This is a genomic window from Mesorhizobium sp. M0011 (assembly GCF_040324155.1).
In the GTDB taxonomy this organism is placed as follows: Bacteria; Pseudomonadota; Alphaproteobacteria; order Rhizobiales; family Rhizobiaceae; genus Mesorhizobium.
In genome coordinates, this window is record NZ_JAMYVQ010000015.1 from 1 (window position 1) to 18,271 (window position 18,271).

An 18,271-nucleotide genomic window follows, 5' to 3' on the forward strand; every position below is an offset into this window, starting at 1 on the left:
CGCGCGCTTTGCCCCCCCACCCCCCGGCGCGGGCCGGGCGCCAACCAACCACGCCCCCCGCCGCGCGCCCACGCCCGCGCGGCGCGGAAGCGTCAATCCTGCTTGCCGAGGAATGACGGCCCTTCGCCGATGATCTTCTTGTCTTCCTTGCCGATGATTTCGAGATCGCGCCCCTCATAGGGCAGAGACGACAGGATGCGCCGCATGATCGCCAGCCGCGCGCGCCGCTTGTCATTGGCCCGTACGATGATCCACGGCGCGAATTCCTTGTGGGTGCGCTCGAACATTGTGTCGCGCACCTTGGTGTAGTCGTCCCACTTGGTGATGCCTGCAACGTCGATGGGGGAAAACTTCCAGCTCTTCAGCGGGCTGTAGCGGCGGTCGTGGAAGCGCTCGAGCTGCGTTTCCCGGCCGATGTTCAGCCAGAATTTGAAAAAGTGGATGCCCTCGTTGGAGATCATCCGTTCGAAATGCGGCGTCTCGTCGAGAAACTGCTCGTGCTGCTGCGGGGTGCAGAAACCCATCACCGGCTCGACACCGGCGCGGTTGTACCAGGACCGGTCGAAAGTGACGAATTCGCCTGAAGTCGGGAAGTGGTCGACATAGCGCTGGTAGTACCATTGACCAAGCTCGGTCGGGGTCGGCTTGGTCAGCGCCACGTTGCGTGCCGTGCGCGGATTGAGGTACTGGCGCACCACGAAGATCGTGCCGCCCTTGCCGGCAGCGTCGCGGCCCTCGAACAGCGCCATCACCCGTTTGCCGGTCGACTGCAGCCAGGCCTGCGCCTTGACCAGCTCGATCTGCAGCTTCTCGAGCATCTCGTCATACTCGTCGCTTTTCATCTTCTTGTCGTAGGGATAGCCGCCGGCGGTCAGCTTGTTGTCCTCGACCCAGTCGGGAAGCACGGGATTATCGATGTCGAACTCCCTCTCCTTGCCGCCGATCCTGATCTTCAGCGGCCCCGAAGTTGGCGCGGCGGGACTTTCCTTGGCTTTTTTCATCGAGACGAACCCTTTCCAGCTTCCGGACTCATGCTATGGGGAGCCACTACAGCGCCGCGCGTCCGTTTGGATGCGCAAAGGACGCTGTAGCACTTTTAATTTGCGCATGATCCTTTCCGAAAATCGATTCCCGATTTTCGGGGTCATGCGGCAAGCGATCTGGTGGAAGTTTTCCGCCACCGTGCGACCGGGTGCGAAGACATTGGGGGGCAGGTCACGAGCGAATGGCTGACCTGGACACAGAGCAGAGAGGCGTCACGCAAACCATGGCCGCACGGCTGTGGAATAGCCGCTGGCTGCTTGCGGCCGGTATTGTTGCGGTTCTCGCTGTTTATGCCTTGGCCGGGATTTCAGCCTATGTCGTCCCCGCGGCGCTGCTGTTGCTGCTTGCAGCGGCTATACTGCCGACCGCCGCCGCGCGCCAATCCACCGACAGCGGCGCTGCCATCGAGGCCATCGGCCTGCAGCGGCTCTCGGGTGAATATCTGGCCGCCGCCGTCGCCGATCCGCTGATCATCTTCGACCGGGCTGCCACCATCGTGCATGCCAACGCCGCCGCCTTCGCCGCTTTCGGTGGCATCGCGCCAGGCATGTCGCTGTCGCTGAAATTCCGGGCACCGGAGATGCAGACCCTGCTGGATGGCGTACTATCTGGTGATATCGCCTCCGATGTCGTCGACTACATGGAGAAGCTGCCGGTCGAACGGGCCTACCGGGTGAGTGTGTCCTCGGTCGGTCACGCCACCGATCTCTATGTGCTGGTGTTCAAGGACCAGAGCGAAGCACGCAGGATAGACCGCATGCGCGCCGACTTCATCGCCAATGCCAGCCACGAACTGCGCACGCCGCTCGCCTCCATCGCCGGCTTTATCGAAACGCTGCGCGGACCAGCCCGCAACGACGCGGCGGCGCGCGACCAGTTTCTGCAGATCATGCAGAGCCAGACCGGTCGCATGGCGCGTCTGATCGACGATTTGTTGTCGCTGTCGCGGCTCGAGATGAAACCCTATCTGAAGCCGGGAACCGAGGTGGACCTGCGCCAGACCGTCGACAGCGTCATCGACTCGCTCGGACCGCTGGCCAGCGAAAACGCCGTTGCCATCGAGCGGCACTACGCCGATGGGCCGCTTCATGTGCCTGGCGATCGCGATGAGCTTTTCCAGGTTTTCGAGAACCTCCTGGAAAACGCCTGCAAATACGGGCAGTCGGGTGGGCGCGTGGTTGTATCCATAGCGCATGGCGATGCCGGATCAGAGCCGGGCATCGACGTGACGATCAGGGACTTTGGCCCCGGCATTCCCGAGGAGCACATTCCGCGCATTACCGAGCGCTTCTACCGCGTCGACGTCGAGACCAGCCGGACCCAGAAAGGCACCGGCCTCGGCCTGTCGATCGTCAAGCATATACTGACGCGCCACAACGCCCGGCTTTCGATCAAGTCCGAAGTCGGCAACGGCGCGGCATTCTCGGTTCATTTGCCGACGCACTGATATCGCCCTAATTCAAGGGGACTGTTTCTTTTTTCTGTCATCCGGCTAGCGTATCAGCGGGGATTCGAGGAAACGACTCAAAATCAAAACACCCCGTGGGAAGGCATTTTGCCATGCAGTCCGTGCACATCGTCAGCGCTTATGACGAGGAGTTGAAATATCTGTCGAAGCGTATCGCCGCGATGGGCGGCCATGCCGAGCGCATGGTCGAACAGGCGGTCGCCGCTCTCGTCAATGCCGACCCAGGCCTTGCCCAGAAGGTCATCCGCGACGATACCGTACTGGACGAGGGCCAGCGCGAAATCGACGACAAGGCGATCATCATCATTGCCAAGCGTCAGCCGATGGCGGGGGATTTGCGCGAGATCGTCGGGACCATTCGCATCTCCGCCGACCTCGAACGGGTTGGCGATCTCGCCAAGAACGTTGCCAAGCGGGTGGTCGCCGTCACCGACGGACGCCAGCCGACCAGCCTGTTCCGCGGCCTCGAGGCTTTGTCCAACCTGGCGTTGACCCAGCTCAAGGAAGTGCTCGACGTCTACGCGTCTCGCTCGGTGGAGAAAATCGGCTTCGTGCGCGATCGTGACGACCAGATCGACGCCATGTACACATCGCTGTTTCGCGAATTGCTGACCTACATGATGGAAGATCCGCGCAACATCACGCCCTGCACGCATCTGCTGTTTTGCGCCAAGAACATCGAGCGTATCGGTGATCACGCCACCAACATAGCCGAGACCATCTACTACATCGCCACCGGCGATCAGTTGCCGGCTGAGCGGCCCAAGGGCGACAAGACCGACAAAATCAGCCTTTCCGGGACGCAGCCGGTGAAGTGAACGCGCCTCTCGAACCGTAATCCGATTTACGCTAAGCTTTCCGGGCTTTGCTCTATCCTCGTCCGTGGATTTGCTCCGGGAGGTCGTGATGGAAAATGTTCGGAACCTGACCCCGGCGACTGGACCGATATCCGGCATTATCGCTTGCGGCGTCTACACGGCCGGGCGCCGCATCGCCGACATTCCCATCGAGGAAGCCGGCGAATGGGCGAAAAAATCCGGTCATGTCGTCTGGATCGGCCTGTTGGAGCCCGACCGCAACCTGTTGCTGCGCGTCCAGGCGCAGTTTCACCTGCATGAGCTGGCGATCGAGGATGCCGAGCACCCGCACCAGCGGCCGAAGATCGAGCAATATGGCGACGCCTTGTTCATCGTCGCTCGCACCGCGCAGCTGATCGACGGCCGGGTCACCTTCGGCGAGACCCATTTGTTTGTTGGCTCAGGCTATATCGTCAGCGTCAGGCACGGTCCCTCGACGTCCTATGCCGCCGTTCGTCAGCACTGGGAAAGCTGCCCGCATTCGCTGGCCAAGGGCGAGGATTTCGTCCTTTATGCCATTCTCGATTTCATCGTCGACAATTACATGCCGGTGCTCGAGCAGATCGAAGACGAAGTCGAGGCGATCGAGGACAAGGTTCTGCTGAAGCCGATGACCGCTCCCGACATCGAGCGGCTCTATATGCTGCGCCGCGATCTCCTGCGCCTGCGCAATGCCGCGCTTCCGCTGGTCGAAGTCTGCCGACGGCTGACCAGCGCCGAGCTGCCGCAGATACACACCGCCATGCATCCGCTGTTCCGCGACGTCACCGATCACATCCGCACCGTCCAGGAGAAGATCGACAGCCTGCGCGAGGTGCTGGCGTTCGCTTTCGAGGCGAGCTTGCTGGTCGGCCAGAGTCAGGAAACCGCGAACACCAAGAAGCTCGCCTCCTGGGCCGCAATCCTGGCGGTGCCGACGGCGCTCGCCGGCATCTACGGCATGAATTTCAGCGACATGCCGGAACTGAAGATGGAATACGGCTATCCGGTTGTTCTGGGCGCTATCGTGCTGATCTGCACGTTTCTTTACTGGCGGTTCAGGAAGAACGGGTGGCTGTGAGGGTAGGCAGTAGGCAGTAGGCAGTAGGCAGTAGGCAGTAGGCAGTAGGCAGTAGGCAGTAGGCAGTAGGGCAAGAAATTCAGAGCATATTGCCCCTACTGCCTAGTCCCTACTGCCCAATCCCTAACTATCGGCTCCGCCGCCGCTCCGATGCCGGCTGGAACGCCACGCGGGCGTGGTACTTGCAGTACGGACCGGTTTCGGCGGCATCGTTGCCGCAGAAATGGAAGTCCTCTGAAAGCGGGTCGCCGTTCGGCCATTTGCAGGTCCGCTCGGTCAGCTCGACCAGCTGCAGATGCCGCGAGATCGGCAGCACGACATTTTCGACCGGGCGGATGTAATGGCGCGCCACCGGTTCGGCGTCGAACTGTGTCTGCAAGGCCGTCGCGCCGATCGATGTCGTGACATGGCGTGCCGTGGTTGCTGCCCGTGATACCGATTTCTGGACGGTCGATCCTTGTGCCGCCTTTTTCTGGCGTGCCGGCGTGGCGGTCGAGCGACCGCGGCCCGAGAGTTTCAGCCGATGCACCTTCCCGATGACCGCATTGCGGCTGACCCCTCCAAGCTGCGCAGCAATCTGGCTTGCGCTCAGACCCTCCGACCACAGTTTTCTCAAGAGTTCTACCCGCTCGTCAGTCCAGTTCATGAGACCGCGCTCCTCTAAGCGTGCGGCAATCGGAATCCTTCTCCCGACCCGGCAACATTTGCCGGGGCAGACACCACATATATCTGGTGATTAGGTCCGCCGCACGAAATCTAGTTATTTCTCGACTACAACTACTCTATGCGCTGACTCGGTGACAAGAGTCCCAAGTGCAACACGAATCGGTTTTTTCGGTTTTCCCCAACTTGCCCGGTCGCTTATGAGCCGGCGTCCCGTCAGGGGGCTTGCCGCGCGCCACTACGCGACGTTTTCGTTGACTTCATGGCCGAAAAACAGGATAAGCCGCACAGGCCGCCGCTTTGGCGGCTTTTTTGATTTTCCGGTACCGGAGACGCATATAATGAGCGGTTCGGCGCTTTACGAGACCTTTGCTCGCGCACCCCTGGCCTTCGACCACGGGGAAGGCACATGGCTGATTACCGACAAGGGCGAGCGATATCTCGACTTTGCCGGCGGCATCGCCGTCAATTCGCTGGGCCACGGTCATCCGCATCTGGTCGCCGCACTCACCGAGCAGGCCGCCAAGCTGTGGCATGTCTCCAACCTTTACGAGATCCCCGGGCAGAACCGGCTCGGCGAGCGGCTGGCCGACGCCACCTTCGCCGACAAGGTGTTCTTCACCAATTCCGGCGCCGAGGCGCTGGAATGCGCGATCAAGACGGCACGGCGCTACCATTTCGTCAACGGACATCCCGAGCGCTTCCGCGTCATCACCTTCGAAGGCGCCTTCCATGGCCGCACGCTGGCGACCATCGCGGCCGGCGGCCAGTACAAATATCTCGAGGGCTTCGGCCCCAAGGTCGAAGGTTTCGATCAGGTCGGCTTCGACGACATCGACGCCGCCGAAAAGGCGATCACGCCGGAGACGGCCGCGATCCTGATCGAGCCGGTGCAGGGCGAGGGCGGTATCCGCCCGGTGCCGACGCAGTCGCTGAAGCGGCTCAGGCAATTGTGCGAGCAGCACGGCCTGCTGTTGATCTACGACGAGGTCCAGTGCGGCATCGGCCGCACCGGCAAGCTGTTTGCGCATGAATGGTCAGGTGTAACGCCAGACATCATGGCGATCGCCAAGGGCATTGGCGGCGGCTTCCCGATGGGTGCCTGCCTTGCCACGGATGAAGCGGCCGTCGGCATGACCGCTGGCGTGCATGGCACCACGTTCGGCGGCAACCCGCTGGCCATGGCAGTCGGCAACGCCGTGCTCGACATCGTGCTGGAAGACGGCTTCCTCGAAGATGTCCAACGCAAGGCGCTGCTGATGAAGCAGGGGTTGGCGTCGGTCGCCGACGAGTTTCCCGAAATCATCGAGGACATCAGGGGTGCCGGGCTGATGCTCGGGCTCAAATGCGCCATGCCCAACACCAAGGTGAACATGGCCTTGCGCGACCAGCACCTGCTGGCGGTTCCGGCCGGCGACAACGTCATTCGCCTGTTGCCGCCGCTCACCGTCACCGACGCCGAGATCCATGACGCGCTCAACCGCATCCGCGCCGGCGCCAAGGGCCTGTCGGAGGCGATCGCCTCCGCCGCCGCGAAGTAATCCGGAAACATTCCTGATGTCAGTTCGCCATTTCACCGATCTTTCCGCCGTTTCCGAAGGCGATCTGCGCTTGATGCTGGACGATGCGGTGGTGCGAAAGGCGCGCCTCAAGGCCGGCGAGCGCACCAAACCGCTCGAAGGCAAGGTGCTGGCAATGATCTTCGACAAGCCGTCGACGCGCACGCGCGTCTCCTTCGACGTCGGCATGCGGCAGCTCGGCGGCGAGACCATCATGCTGACCGGCACCGAAATGCAGCTCGGCCGTTCCGAGACCATTGCCGACACGGCCAAGGTGCTGTCGCGCTATGTCGATGCGATCATGATCCGCACCACCTCGCATGAGCGGCTGCTGGAACTGACCGAGAACGCCACCGTGCCGGTGATCAACGGATTGACCGACGACACCCATCCCTGCCAGCTGATGGCCGATATCATGACCTTCGAGGAGCATCGCGGTCCGGTCGCCGGAAAGACCATCGCCTGGACCGGCGACGGCAACAATGTGCTGCATTCGCTGATCGAGGCCTCGGCGCGGTTCCGCTTCAACCTCAACGTTGCCGTGCCCGAAGGAAGCGAGCCGGCGCAGAAGCACATTGACTGGTCGCAGGCGCATGGCGGCAAGCTGCACTTCACCCGCTCGCCCGAGGAGGCCGTCGACCAGGCCGACTGCATCGTCACCGATTGCTGGGTGTCGATGGGCCAGGAGCATCGCGCCCGCGGCCACAATGTGTTCTCGCCCTACCAGGTCAATGCCAAGCTGATGGCCAGGGCCAAGCCGGACGCGCTGTTCATGCACTGCCTGCCGGCGCATCGCGGCGAGGAAGTGACCGATGAGGTCATCGACGGACCGCATTCGGTGGTCTTCGACGAGGCCGAGAACCGGCTCCATGCCCAGAAGGCCGTGCTGGCCTGGTGTCTCGGCGCTTGAAGTGTCTCGGCGCTTGATCCCTGGGAGCTTGATCTGCGGGGGTGTGATGCCTATCTGCGCCGCATCACGCAAATCAAGCGCGTTTCGACGCATGCGCCCCGGAGGGCGGCATGGCCGCGCCCTGGAGCTTTGTCATGTTGGAAACCTATCAAGTGACTGAACATCACCCCAAACTCGGCGAATTCGGCTATGCCGGCGACGATCACGTCGTGCCGTTCGAGGTCGGCCCGCTCGATGTGCGGGGCCGCACGGTCCAACTCGGGCCGATGCTGGACGCCATCCTCGGCCGCCACGATTATCCCGAGCCGGTCGCCCGCCTGCTGGCGGAGGCCTGTGTGCTGACCGTGCTGCTCGGCACTTCGCTGAAGTTCGAGGGCAAGTTCATCCTGCAGACCCGCACCGACGGGCCTGTCGACATGCTGGTCGCCGATTTTTCCACGCCCTCGGCATTGCGCGCCTATGCGCGTTTCGATGCCGACCGGCTGGAAGCGCTGGTCGCGGCCGGCGAAACCTCCCAGCAGACGCTGCTCGGCAGCGGCGTGCTGGCGCTGACCATCGACCAGGGCGCTCACACGCAGCGCTATCAGGGCATCGTCCAGCTCGACGGCGAGACGCTGGAAGATGCGGCACGCACCTATTTCCGTCAGTCGGAGCAGATTCCGACCGATCTCAGGCTGTCTGTGGCCAAGCTGCTGACGCCCGGCCCCGGCGGCGCCCGCGAGCAATGGCGCGCCGGTGGCATCCTGGCGCAGTTCCTGCCGCAGTCGCCCGAGCGCATGCGCGTGCCGGACCTGCCGGGTGGCGATGGTGATCCGCGCGAGGAGATCCACGATCCGGCCGACAATTCCTGGCAGGAGTTGCTGGCGCTGCTCGGTACGATCGAGCCGACCGAACTGATCGACCCGACGATCGGCGCCGAGCGGCTGCTCTACAGGCTGTTCCACGAGCATGGCGTGCGCGTCTTCGGCGGCGTTCCGGTCGCCGACCAGTGCTCGTGCTCCAAGGACAAGATCCGCGGCATCCTCGAGGGTTTTTCCGCGCAGGAGATCAAGGACAGTACAGAGGACGGCGGCATCCACGTCGCCTGCGAATTCTGCTCGAAGCAATATGACTTCGATCCGGCGGAATTTGCGGCCCAGTAGAGAAAAAACACGCCTCACCGGCCGCTCCGCGGCCGGTGAGGCGAAATCAATTCACCGTCCGCCGCGTCCCTGGCAGGTCCAGCGAAAACGCCGGAATGGCGATGTCGAACGTCTCGCCCCGCTTGTTGCGCATAGTGTAGTGCCCGACCATGATGCCGGATGGTGTCGAGAGCGGGCAACCGGACGTGTATTGGTAGCTGTCGCCGGGATTGAGTTCGGGCTGGTCGCCGACCACGCCGGGGCCGCGCACTTCCTCCACCCGACCGGTGCCGTCGGTGATGTGCCAATAGCGCGACAGAAGCTGCACGAAATCGTCCGACTGATTGTCGATCGTTATCTGGTAGCCCCAGACATAGCGGTTCTCCGAGGGATCCGAGCGGTCCTCGAGATAGAATGGCCTGACCTGCACTTCGATGTTGCGCGTGACGGCGCTATACATAAGCGGCTCCAAAACAATCTAGAGCATGATCCTGAAAAGTGGGAACCGGTTTTCAGAAAAGATCATGCTCAAAGAAACAGAGATAGAGCCCCATCCCGGTTCAATCGGGATGGAACAGGCTCTAGGTCGAACTTTCGGCGCTCCACGCGGGCTGGTCAACGGTGCGCGTCCTGTCATTGCGGACGGAACCGCAGGTGGCGGCAAAGAATGTCATTTAAGTGACACATGACAATGATGGTGTGCTCCGACCAGTGCCGCGCGACTCGGGCGCTCTGTCGAATTGTTGAATCGGTCGTCATGCCAGCCAGATTGTTCTGGCGGACCGGTTTTCCTGGAGTGACCGGATCTCGATGGAACTCACTCTCATAGCCGCCACGCTTTCAACTGCCCTCATCCTCTCAAATCTCGCCAGCATCGTGCTGGCCGCTTCGCGTCTGAAACGGCGCCGCGCCATTGCCGCGCCGGCCGGCAAGCCACGGCCGGTGTCGATCGTCGTGCCGTCGCGCGGCGTCGAGCCGTTCACGCAGGAGACGCTGGAGCGCGCCTTCTCGCTCGACTGGCCGCGCTACGAGTTGATTTTCTGCGTCGCCCATGCCGACGATCCGGTGGTCAAATTGATAAACAGGACGATCGTCCGGTTTTCGAAAGTGCCGGCCCGGCTGCTTGTCGGCGACGACCGCATCAGCGCCAATCCGAAACTCAACAATTGCGTCAAGGGCTGGGAGGCGGCGCGGCACGACTGGGTCGTCCTGGCCGATTCCAACGTGCTGATGCCGAGGGACTACGTCCAGCATCTGATGGCTGCATGGCGGCCGGATACCGGCCTTGTCTGCTCGACGCCGATCGGCTCGCGGCCGGCCGGCTTCTGGGCTGAAGTCGAATGCGGTTTCCTCAACACGCTGCAGGCGCGCTGGCAATATGCCGGCGAGGCGCTCGGCCTCGGCTTCGCCCAAGGCAAGAGCATGCTCTGGAACAAGCCGATGCTCGACGCCAATGGCGGCATCCGCGCGCTGGCTGCCGAGATCGCCGAGGACGCCGCCGCGACCAAGCTGGTCAACGGCCTCGGCCTGCGCGTCAATCTCGTCGCCGCGCCCTTCGAGCAGCCGCTTGGCCGGCGCACGTTCGACGAGATCTGGTCCCGCCAGGCCCGTTGGGCGCGCCTGCGCCGCGTCACTTTCCCGCTGTTCTTCGCACCCGAAATCCTGACCGGCGCCTTGGTGCCGCTGGTGCTTGCGCTGATTGCCGCGGCCAGTGCCGGCTTCAGCCTCTGGGCAACCGCCCTTGCAGTGCTGGTAGCCTTCTACCTTCCCGAGTGCGCGCTGGCCTGGTCCAAGGGCTGGTACCTGTCGCCACGCATGGTCGCCGCGATCATGATGCGCGACCTGATCCTGCCAGCGCTGTGGGCGCGCGGCTGGCTTGGCGGCGCCGTCGACTGGCGCGGCAACGCGATGACCATCGGCACCAAGACGGCCGAACTGGAGGAGACGCCGTCCGGCGCCTGAAGGTCCTACCTGGCCTTCAGCGCCTGCGCGATGTCCTCAAGCAGATCGTCGGTGTCTTCCAGCCCGACCGACAGCCGGAGCGTGCCCGGCCCGATGCCGAGCTCGGCGCGCGCCTCGTCGCTCAGATTCTTGTGCGTCGTCGTCGCCGGGTGGGTGATCAGGCTCTTGGCATCGCCGAGATTGTTGGAGATCAAGACGATGTCGAGCGCGTTCTGCAAGGCGAAGGCCGCCTGCTTGCCGCCCTTGACGTCCAGGCAGATCAGCGTCGAGCCGCCCGACATCTGCTTCTTGACGATATCGGCCTGCGGGTGGTCGGCGCGGCCGGGATAGATGACGCGGGCGATTTCCGGCCGTTCGGCCAGGAAATCCGCGATCCTGCCCGCGCTTTCCGTCTGCTGGCGCACGCGCAGCGGCAGTGTTTCCAGGCCTTTCAGCAGCGTCCAGGCGTTGAAGGGCGACAGGCTTGGGCCGGTATGGCGGAAATAATCGTGCAGGTTCTCGTCGATCCACTTCTTGTCCGACAGGATCACGCCGCCGAGACAGCGCCCCTGGCCGTCTATGTGCTTGGTCGCCGAATAGACGACGATATGGGCGCCGAGCTGCAAGGGCTTCTGCTGCAGGGGCGTGGCGAAGACATTGTCGACGATCAGCCTTGCGCCGATCGAATTGGCAAGCGAAGCGACAGCGGCGATATCGACCACTTCCAGCGTCGGATTGGTCGGGCTTTCCAGGAAGAACAGCTTGGTGTTCGGCTTGACCGCCTTTTCCCAATTGGCGATATCCGTGCCGTCGACCAGCGTCGCCTCGATGCCGTATCTCGGCGCCAGCGTCTCGACCACCCAGCGGCAGGATCCGAACAGCGCACGCGCCGCCACGATGTGGTCGCCGGCCTTAGCGCTGCACAGAAGGGCGGCCGTCACCGCGGCCATGCCGGAGGCGGTGGCGCGGGCATCTTCGGCGCCTTCGAGGGCGCACATGCGCTTCTCGAACATGTCGACGGTCGGATTGGCGTAGCGCGAATAGATGAAGCCTGGCTCCTCGCCCTTGAAACGGGCTTCGGCGGCCTGTGCCGTTTCGTAGACATAGCCCTGGGTCAGGTAAATCGCTTCCGACGTTTCGCCGAAACCGGAACGCAGCGTTCCGCTGTGCACGAGTGCCGTCTGAGGCTTCCAGTTGTGCTTCTTGGTGCTCATCGCTTTTCTTCCAGACACAAAAAAACCGGCCGCGAAAGTCGCAACCGGTCCATACGGCCTTGCGGCCCGACGGTCCTTTAGCGACTTGTTTAACGTGGCTGCAAGCCGACCGGCCAAATCACCACGGGATAACGACCCTTTAGACCCGCGCCACGCTTGCGTCAATTGCCGGCTTCATTAAGAGGTTTCTACCAAGCAGGTTCCGCAAAAGTGTTCCACGGTTTTGCGACCAGAACCTGCGACAAGAAAAACGTCTGACCTAGGAGTGGAGCCTTGCGGCAGACAGGCATTCTTCCCGATCAGGACATATCGGCGCTGTTCCAGTCCGGCGCGCTGAAGTCGGCGCGTGCGCTCGACGCCGACCAGATCCAGCCGGCCAGTCTCGATCTCAGGCTCGGCGACAAGGCCTGGCGGGTGCGGGCCTCCTTCCTGCCCGGCCCCAACCACAAGGTCTCGGAAAAACTCGACCGGCTGCAGCTGCACGAGATCAATCTTGCCGAGGGCGCGGTGCTGGAGACCGGCTGCGTCTATATCGTGCCCTTGCTTGAAAGCCTGGCGCTGCCGGCGGACATTTCGGCCTCGGCAAATCCGAAGAGCTCGACCGGGCGGCTCGACATCTTTACCCGGGTCATGACCGATCGCGGCCATGAGTTCGACAAGATCGCTGCCGGCTATCATGGCCCGCTCTTTCTGGAAGTCAGCCCGCGCACCTTCCCGATCGTCGTGCGCACCGGCTCGCGCCTGTCGCAGATCCGCTTCCGGACCGGCAATGCGCTGCTCTCGGAAGCCGAACTGCACGAGCTGCATCGCGCGCAGACGCTGGTCGCCACCGAGCCGCCGAACATTTCCGGCGGCGGCATCGCGCTGTCGATCGACCTCAACGGCGACCAAAACGGTCTGGTCGGCTATCGCGGCAAGCATCACACCGGCCTCGTCGATGTCGACAAGCGCGCGGCCCAGGAAGTCGTCGACTTCTGGGAGCCGATCCACAAGAGCGGCGCCGGCGAACTGGTGCTCGACCCCGACGAGTTCTACATCCTCGTCAGCCAGGAGGCGGTGCATGTGCCGCCGCTCTACGCCGCCGAGATGACGCCCTTCGATCCGCTGGTCGGCGAGTTCCGCGTCCACTATGCCGGCTTCTTCGATCCGGGCTTTGGCCATTCCGCGTCTGGCGGCACGGGCAGCCGGGCGGTGCTGGAAGTGCGCAGTCATGAAGTGCCGTTCATTCTCGACCATGGCCAGATCGTCGGCCGGCTGGTCTACGAACACATGCTGAAGCGGCCGCAGGCCCTCTACGGCACCGATCTCGGCTCCAACTACCAGGCGCAGGGCCTGAAGCTGTCCAAGCATTTCCGCGCCGCGCGCTGACCTCATTGCCCCAAGGCAAAATACTTGCCTGTACCGGCGCGCCATGCTTGGCTGCCTTGCCGCCCGTCAAGATGCCGGCGTTCAAGGGGAACCAAGAAAATGCAGATTTCAAAATGGATCATATCGGCAGCAGGCGCTGCCATGCTGGTGATGGCGGCCGGCTCGCTTTCGCAGGCGCAGGAGAAAATCAAGATCGGCACCGAGGGCGCCTATCCGCCGTTCAACACCATTACCGCTGACGGCAAGGTCGAAGGCTTCGACATCGACATCGCCAATGCGCTGTGCGCGCAGATGAAGGTCGAATGCGAGATCGTCACGCAGGACTGGGACGGCATCATTCCCGCTTTGCAGGCGAAGAAATTCGACGCCATCATCGCCTCGATGAGCATCACCGAGGAGCGCAAGAAGCAGGTCGCCTTCACCAACAAATATTATACGACACCGCTCGCTCTGGTGGCGCCGAAGGACAGCGACCTGACCTCGACCGAACCGGCGGCCCTTGCCGGCAAGACGGTCGGCGCCCAGGCTTCGACCACGCAGGCCGACTATGCCCAGAATGAATATGGCAAGGCCGGCGCGGAGGCCAAACTCTATCCGACCCAGGAAGAGGCGATCACCGACTTGACCAACGGCCGCCTTGACGCCGTGATCTCGGACAAGTTCGTGCTGATGGACTGGCTGAAGAAGGCAAGCGACGGCTGCTGCAAGCTGGTCGGCGACGTCAAGGGCACCGAAACGCAAGCCGGCATTGCCGTGCGCCTGGAAGACACGGCCCTGCGCGACAAGCTCAACGCGGCCATCGACGCGATCGTCGCCGACGGCACCTACAAGAAGATTCAGGCCAAGTATTTCGACTTCGATATTTATTGAAACGTCGAAGAGCGTCTCTTCCTTCTCCCACAAGGGGAGAAGGGAGGGTGCTACCTCAAAGCGCCTTCACAGCCACCTTCACGGGCAGCTCGATCTCCAGCGGGTTGCGCAGCGGCAGGCCGAAGTCCCCAGCCTCGATCTCGAACACATCGCCGGCCTCGGTCTTGATGCCGTCGGCGAAGGACAGCGTCGCCGTACCGAACATATGCACATGCACGTCGCCCGGCTGGCGGAAGGCCGCGTATTTGAAATGGTGATGCTCGAGATTGGCGATGGTGTGCGACATGTTCGCTTCACCGGACAGGAACGGCTTTTCCCACAGCACCTCGCTGTCGCGCACGATGCGCGAGGTGCCGCGGATGTCGGGCGGTAGGTCGCCGATCAGGATTTCCGGACCGAACGAGGCGTTGCGCAGCTTGGAATGGGCGAGGAACAGATAGTTCACGCGCTCGGTGACGTGGTCGGAAAACTCGTTCGACAGCGTGAAGCCGACGCGGAAAGGTGCGCCGTCGTCGCCGATGACATAGATGCCGGCCACCTCGGGCTCTTCGCCGGCGTCCTTGGCAAAGGCAGGTGACAGGAGTGCGGCACCTGGCGCCACCGCCATCGTGCCGTTGCCTTTGTAAAACCATTCCGGCTGCACGCCGATCTGGCCGTTCGCCGGCTTGCCGCCCTCCAGCCCCATGCGGAACATCTTCATGGAATCGGTGAGCTGCTCCTCGCCGTCGGCGCTCAGCTTCTTGTGCATGGAATCGCGCGTTGCGGCGGAGCCGAGATGCGTCAGCCCGGTGCCGGTCAGGTGCAGATGCGCCGGATCGGGGTGATTGATCGGCGACAGCAGCCGCCCCTTCTTGTAAGCGGCTTCGAGATCGACCGTCTCGCCAAGCCCCTTGCGTTCGATCAGCGCGACGAGGCCGACGCCGGTGCGGGCGGCCTCCATCGCCAGCGAATAGACGCTGCGGGCGCCATTGATGATCCGGGTCTTGCCGCCATTGCGGGCGACGACGCGGATGGTCTCGGCGTCGTCAAGGATCTGGGAGATCAGCATGATGAATCCTCTCTCATTTGCCTTGGCAGGACTGCCAAAACGGCAGACCTTGCTCGGCGCGGCCGGACCTCGTCCATGCCACGGTTTAAATTCTCAGTTCGGATTGCGCTCGCGGGCCTGGTCCCTCAGGGACTTCTGTTACCTGGTTGCCGGCAGCGCCGCGATCGTATGCCTCCTGCTTGCCTCGACTAGAGCAGTTCACCGTCTCACGGAAACGGCGAACCGCTCTAACTCATTGTGGTGCAATTCCGGGCGGAAAACCGTTTCACACTTTTCCTTGGAATTGCTCTTAAGCCCGTTCAGGCCTTGTTCTTGTTGTAGACGTCGAAGATCACGGCACCGAGCAGCACCAGGCCTTTGACCACCTGCTGCCAGTCGACATTGACGCCCATGATCGACATGCCGTTGTTCATCACGCCCATGATGAAGCCGCCAACGACCGCACCGATGACCTGACCGACGCCGCCCATGGCCGAGGCGCCGCCGATGAAGACGGCGGCGATGACGTCGAGCTCGCTGCCGAGGCCCGCGGCCGGCACCGCCTGTCCCAGTCGCGCCGCGATGATCAGGCCGCCGAGCGCCGACAGCACGCCCATATTGATGAACACCATCAGCGTCAGCCGCTCGGTGTTGATGCCCGACAGCTGCGCGGCCTTGGCATTGCCGCCCATGGCGTAGATCCGGCGGCCGATGGTCATGCGCTTGGTGACGAAGACGAACAGCGAGATCAGCACACCCATGACGAGCAGCACCACCGGCAGGCCCCTGTAGCTGGCGAACTGGTAGACCAGGAACAGCGCCAGCGCGCTGCCGACCAGCGTCTTGACGACGAACAGGGCAAAGGGCTCGGCCTCATAGCCATGGCGTTCGCGCTTGCGGCGCGTCCTCACCCCGAAATAGGCGTAGGCCAGCACAGCGATCAGGCCCAGCACGATCGTCGTCATGTGCAGCGTCAGGCCGCTGCCCATGATGGTCTTGCCGGCCGCGTTCACCGTCGGCGGGATCAGCGTCAGCGGGCCGATGACATCCGGGATGAAGCCGGAGCTGAGCGCCTTGAAGCCATCGGGTAGCGGCCCCACCGAGGATCCGCCGCCCAGCAGGGCCTGGCAGATGCCGCGGAAGATCAGCATGCCGGCCAGCGTGACGATAAAGCTCGGTATTCGGTGATAGGCGATCCAATAGCCTTGCGCGGCGCCGATCGCGCCGCCCACGATCAGGCAGATGATCGACACCACCAGCGGATTGCTGAACGGGCCAAGCGGCCAGATGACCATCATCATCGCCGCCAGCGCGCCGATGAAGCCCGCCACCGATCCGACACTTAGGTCGATATGGCCGGAGACGATCACCAGCAGCATGCCCAGCGCCATCACGATGATGAACGAGTTCTGCTGCACCAAATTGCTCAGGTTCACCGGCTTGAACAGCGTTCCGTTCGTGGTGAACTGGAAGAACACCATGATGGCGATCAGCGCCAGGATCAGGCCGTACTCGCGCAGGTTCGTCGCCAGCGCCGAGACGGCGATGCGTGGACCCTGCTGCACGTCTTCGGCGACTTTGCTCTGCGGGGCGGGGGCGCTTTCGGTGCTCATGCTGCTTTTCCTTCTCCCCGAACGATGGCGCGCATTATTTTTTCCTGGCTTGCTTCCGCGGCGGGCATTTCGCCCACCATGCGCCCTTCGTTCATGACGTAGATGCGGTCGGTGATGCCGAGCAATTCCGGCATTTCCGACGAGATGACGACGATCGCCTTACCCTCCGAGGCGAGGCGGGCGATGATCGTGTAGATTTCGTACTTGGCGCCGACATCGATGCCGCGTGTCGGCTCGTCGAGGATCAGCACGTCCGGGTCGGCGAACAGCCATTTCGACAGCACCACCTTCTGCTGGTTGCCCCCGGAGAGATTGCCGGTCATCTGATAGACGCTGGACGCGCGGATATTGGTCTTCTTGCGATAGTCGTTGGCAACGGCGAGCTCGCGCATGTCGTCGATCACGCTGTGGCGCGAGACGCCGCCAAGATTGGCCAGCGTGATGTTGTGCTTGATATGGTCGATGAGGTTGAGACCGTAGGTCTTGCGGTCCTCTGTGACGTAGGCGATGCCGTGTTGGACCGCCTTGCTCACCGAGGATACGTCGACCGGCTTGCCCTTGAGCAGCACCTCGCCGGAGATGCGGCGGCCGTAGGAGCGGCCGAACAGGCTCATGGCGAATTCGGTGCGGCCAGCGCCCATCAGCCCGGCAATACCCACCACTTCGCCCTTGCGCACGTTGATGTCGATGCCCTTGATCACCTGCCGCTCGGCATGGATCGGGTGATAGACCGACCAGTTCTTCACTTCGAACACGACCTCGCCGATATCAGGCTCGCGCGGCGGATAGCGGTCGTCGAGTGAGCGGCCGACCATCGAAGTGATGATGCGGTCTTCCGAGATGTCTTTCTTGGCCAGCGTCTCGATGGTGCGCCCGTCACGGATCACCGTCACCTTGTCGGCGACCCGGTTCACCTCGTTGAGCTTGTGCGAGATCAGGATCGAGGTCATGCCTTGCCGCTTGAACTCGAGCAGAAGGTCGAGCAGCGCCTGGCTGTCCTTCTCGCTCAGCGAAGCCGTCGGCTCGTCCAGGATCAGCAGCTTGACTTCCTTGCTCAGCGCCTTGGCGATTTCGACCAGCTGCTGCTTGCCGACGCCGATGTTGGTGATCAGCGTCTTGGGGTCCTCCTTGAGGCCCACCTTCTTCAACAGCGCGCTGGTGCGCGCCTCGTTGGCATCCCAGTCGATGACGCCGAATTTGGCGTGTTCGTTGCCGAGGAAGATGTTTTCCGCGATCGACAGCATCGGCACCAGCGCAAGCTCCTGGTGGATGATGACGATGCCCTTGTGTTCGCTGTCATGGATGCCTTTGAACTGGCATTCCTGGCCTTGGAAGATGATCTGGCCGTCATAGGTGCCGGAGGGATAGACGCCCGACAGCACCTTCATCAGCGTCGACTTGCCGGCGCCGTTTTCGCCGACCACGGCATGGATCTCGCCTTCCTCGACGCTGAGATTGACGTTCGACAGCGCCTTCACGCCGGGAAACGTCTTGGTGATGTCGCGCATCTCCAAAATCGTCGAGGCCATGGGGACTACCGCTCCTTGAGAGCTCGG

Annotated in this window: 17 protein-coding genes and 1 riboswitch; of the genes, 10 read left to right on the forward strand and 7 right to left on the reverse strand. The window is 62.8% G+C overall.

What is annotated here, in order from left to right:
* Positions 1–92: 92 nt before the first annotated feature.
* Positions 93–1,001, reverse strand: a complete 909-nt coding sequence (ppk2, locus tag NKK51_RS17390) for a polyphosphate kinase 2 (RefSeq protein WP_023811346.1) — start codon at positions 999–1,001, stop codon at positions 93–95.
* Between the two features lie 224 nt (positions 1,002–1,225).
* Between ppk2 and NKK51_RS17395 the strand changes: the two genes are divergently transcribed.
* From NKK51_RS17395 to NKK51_RS17405, 3 genes are all read left to right on the forward strand, one after another.
* The gene (locus NKK51_RS17395; RefSeq protein ID WP_352554068.1) at positions 1,226–2,491 is read left to right on the forward strand and encodes an ATP-binding protein; all 1,266 of its coding nucleotides are present in this window, start codon (positions 1,226–1,228) and stop codon (positions 2,489–2,491) included.
* A gap of 113 nt (positions 2,492–2,604) precedes the next feature.
* Complete coding sequence (phoU, locus tag NKK51_RS17400) at positions 2,605–3,330, forward strand: phosphate signaling complex protein PhoU (protein WP_352554069.1); 726 nt, start codon at positions 2,605–2,607, stop codon at positions 3,328–3,330.
* 88 nt (positions 3,331–3,418) lie between these two features.
* A complete protein-coding gene (locus NKK51_RS17405) occupies positions 3,419–4,429 on the forward strand; it encodes a magnesium and cobalt transport protein CorA (RefSeq protein ID WP_128304365.1) in 1,011 nt (336 codons plus the stop codon).
* Between the two features lie 127 nt (positions 4,430–4,556).
* On the opposite strand, the gene NKK51_RS17410 is transcribed toward NKK51_RS17405, so the two are convergent.
* Positions 4,557–5,075 (reverse strand): GcrA family cell cycle regulator, encoded by a 519-nt coding sequence (locus NKK51_RS17410; RefSeq protein WP_023811342.1) that lies wholly within the window; start codon positions 5,073–5,075, stop codon positions 4,557–4,559.
* A 358-nt stretch (positions 5,076–5,433) separates the two neighbouring features.
* On the opposite strand from NKK51_RS17410, the gene NKK51_RS17415 reads away from it, so the two are divergent.
* The 3 genes from NKK51_RS17415 to NKK51_RS17425 all read left to right on the forward strand — a co-directional run bounded on the left by NKK51_RS17415 (position 5,434) and on the right by NKK51_RS17425 (position 8,703).
* Entirely contained in the window at positions 5,434–6,633 is a 1,200-nt protein-coding gene (locus tag NKK51_RS17415) for an aspartate aminotransferase family protein (protein WP_352554070.1), read from the forward strand.
* 16 nt (positions 6,634–6,649) lie between these two features.
* Positions 6,650–7,561: an ornithine carbamoyltransferase gene (gene argF / locus NKK51_RS17420; RefSeq protein ID WP_352443186.1), complete on the forward strand. Its 912-nt coding sequence runs from the start codon at positions 6,650–6,652 to the stop codon at positions 7,559–7,561.
* A gap of 110 nt (positions 7,562–7,671) precedes the next feature.
* Positions 7,672–8,703 carry an Hsp33 family molecular chaperone gene (locus NKK51_RS17425; RefSeq protein WP_031213286.1) on the forward strand — a complete coding sequence of 344 codons (1,032 nt, stop codon included), beginning with the start codon at positions 7,672–7,674 and terminating at the stop codon, positions 8,701–8,703.
* A 46-nt stretch (positions 8,704–8,749) separates the two neighbouring features.
* Here the strand turns inward: NKK51_RS17425 and apaG are convergent, their stop codons facing one another.
* On the reverse strand, positions 8,750–9,142 hold the full coding sequence (apaG, locus tag NKK51_RS17430; RefSeq protein WP_013533640.1) for a Co2+/Mg2+ efflux facilitator ApaG/CorD: 393 nt from the start codon (positions 9,140–9,142) through the stop codon (positions 8,750–8,752).
* Positions 9,143–9,167: 25 nt separating this feature from the next.
* On the opposite strand from apaG, the gene NKK51_RS17435 reads away from it, so the two are divergent.
* Both NKK51_RS17435 and NKK51_RS17440 read left to right on the forward strand, forming a co-directional pair.
* Positions 9,168–9,371 carry a hypothetical protein gene (locus NKK51_RS17435; RefSeq protein WP_352554071.1) on the forward strand — a complete coding sequence of 68 codons (204 nt, stop codon included), beginning with the start codon at positions 9,168–9,170 and terminating at the stop codon, positions 9,369–9,371.
* A 121-nt stretch (positions 9,372–9,492) separates the two neighbouring features.
* On the forward strand, positions 9,493–10,644 hold the full coding sequence (locus NKK51_RS17440) for a ceramide glucosyltransferase (RefSeq protein ID WP_352554072.1): 1,152 nt from the start codon (positions 9,493–9,495) through the stop codon (positions 10,642–10,644).
* A 5-nt stretch (positions 10,645–10,649) separates the two neighbouring features.
* On the opposite strand, the gene NKK51_RS17445 is transcribed toward NKK51_RS17440, so the two are convergent.
* Positions 10,650–11,837: an O-succinylhomoserine sulfhydrylase gene (locus tag NKK51_RS17445; RefSeq protein WP_023811337.1), complete on the reverse strand. Its 1,188-nt coding sequence runs from the start codon at positions 11,835–11,837 to the stop codon at positions 10,650–10,652.
* A gap of 57 nt (positions 11,838–11,894) precedes the next feature.
* Positions 11,895–11,972: riboswitch (SAM riboswitch) on the reverse strand.
* A gap of 138 nt (positions 11,973–12,110) precedes the next feature.
* Between NKK51_RS17445 and NKK51_RS17450 the strand changes: the two genes are divergently transcribed.
* Together NKK51_RS17450 and NKK51_RS17455 are read left to right on the forward strand one after the other, a co-directional pair.
* On the forward strand, positions 12,111–13,205 hold the full coding sequence (locus NKK51_RS17450; protein WP_127319679.1) for a 2'-deoxycytidine 5'-triphosphate deaminase: 1,095 nt from the start codon (positions 12,111–12,113) through the stop codon (positions 13,203–13,205).
* A 99-nt stretch (positions 13,206–13,304) separates the two neighbouring features.
* Positions 13,305–14,075 (forward strand): ABC transporter substrate-binding protein, encoded by a 771-nt coding sequence (locus NKK51_RS17455; RefSeq protein ID WP_352554073.1) that lies wholly within the window; start codon positions 13,305–13,307, stop codon positions 14,073–14,075.
* 55 nt (positions 14,076–14,130) lie between these two features.
* Here NKK51_RS17455 and araD1 read toward each other — a convergent pair whose 3' ends face one another.
* From araD1 to mmsA, 3 genes are all read right to left on the reverse strand, one after another.
* Complete coding sequence (gene araD1 / locus NKK51_RS17460; protein ID WP_352441478.1) at positions 14,131–15,123, reverse strand: AraD1 family protein; 993 nt, start codon at positions 15,121–15,123, stop codon at positions 14,131–14,133.
* 299 nt (positions 15,124–15,422) lie between these two features.
* Positions 15,423–16,715: a multiple monosaccharide ABC transporter permease gene (gene mmsB / locus NKK51_RS17465; RefSeq protein WP_352554074.1), complete on the reverse strand. Its 1,293-nt coding sequence runs from the start codon at positions 16,713–16,715 to the stop codon at positions 15,423–15,425.
* A complete protein-coding gene (mmsA, locus tag NKK51_RS17470; protein ID WP_352554075.1) occupies positions 16,712–18,244 on the reverse strand; it encodes a multiple monosaccharide ABC transporter ATP-binding protein in 1,533 nt (510 codons plus the stop codon). Before mmsA ends, mmsB begins: the two co-directional genes overlap by 4 nt.
* Between the last annotated feature and the right edge of the window lie 27 nt (positions 18,245–18,271).

What these genes read in the sequence shown, in the direction of transcription:
- ppk2 (WP_023811346.1), bottom strand. Translation starts at nt 1,001, where the DNA reads ATGAAAAAAGCCAAGGAAAGTCCCGCCGCGCCAACTTCGGGGCCGCTG.
- NKK51_RS17395 (WP_352554068.1), top strand. Translation starts at nt 1,226, where the DNA reads ATGGCTGACCTGGACACAGAGCAGAGAGGCGTCACGCAAACCATGGCC.
- phoU (WP_352554069.1), top strand. Translation starts at nt 2,605, where the DNA reads ATGCAGTCCGTGCACATCGTCAGCGCTTATGACGAGGAGTTGAAATAT.
- NKK51_RS17405 (WP_128304365.1), top strand. Translation starts at nt 3,419, where the DNA reads ATGGAAAATGTTCGGAACCTGACCCCGGCGACTGGACCGATATCCGGC.
- NKK51_RS17410 (WP_023811342.1), bottom strand. Translation starts at nt 5,075, where the DNA reads ATGAACTGGACTGACGAGCGGGTAGAACTCTTGAGAAAACTGTGGTCG.
- NKK51_RS17415 (WP_352554070.1), top strand. Translation starts at nt 5,434, where the DNA reads ATGAGCGGTTCGGCGCTTTACGAGACCTTTGCTCGCGCACCCCTGGCC.
- argF (WP_352443186.1), top strand. Translation starts at nt 6,650, where the DNA reads ATGTCAGTTCGCCATTTCACCGATCTTTCCGCCGTTTCCGAAGGCGAT.
- NKK51_RS17425 (WP_031213286.1), top strand. Translation starts at nt 7,672, where the DNA reads ATGGCCGCGCCCTGGAGCTTTGTCATGTTGGAAACCTATCAAGTGACT.
- apaG (WP_013533640.1), bottom strand. Translation starts at nt 9,142, where the DNA reads ATGTATAGCGCCGTCACGCGCAACATCGAAGTGCAGGTCAGGCCATTC.
- NKK51_RS17435 (WP_352554071.1), top strand. Translation starts at nt 9,168, where the DNA reads ATGATCCTGAAAAGTGGGAACCGGTTTTCAGAAAAGATCATGCTCAAA.
- NKK51_RS17440 (WP_352554072.1), top strand. Translation starts at nt 9,493, where the DNA reads ATGGAACTCACTCTCATAGCCGCCACGCTTTCAACTGCCCTCATCCTC.
- NKK51_RS17445 (WP_023811337.1), bottom strand. Translation starts at nt 11,837, where the DNA reads ATGAGCACCAAGAAGCACAACTGGAAGCCTCAGACGGCACTCGTGCAC.
- NKK51_RS17455 (WP_352554073.1), top strand. Translation starts at nt 13,305, where the DNA reads ATGCAGATTTCAAAATGGATCATATCGGCAGCAGGCGCTGCCATGCTG.
- araD1 (WP_352441478.1), bottom strand. Translation starts at nt 15,123, where the DNA reads ATGCTGATCTCCCAGATCCTTGACGACGCCGAGACCATCCGCGTCGTC.
- mmsB (WP_352554074.1), bottom strand. Translation starts at nt 16,715, where the DNA reads ATGAGCACCGAAAGCGCCCCCGCCCCGCAGAGCAAAGTCGCCGAAGAC.
- mmsA (WP_352554075.1), bottom strand. Translation starts at nt 18,244, where the DNA reads ATGGCCTCGACGATTTTGGAGATGCGCGACATCACCAAGACGTTTCCC.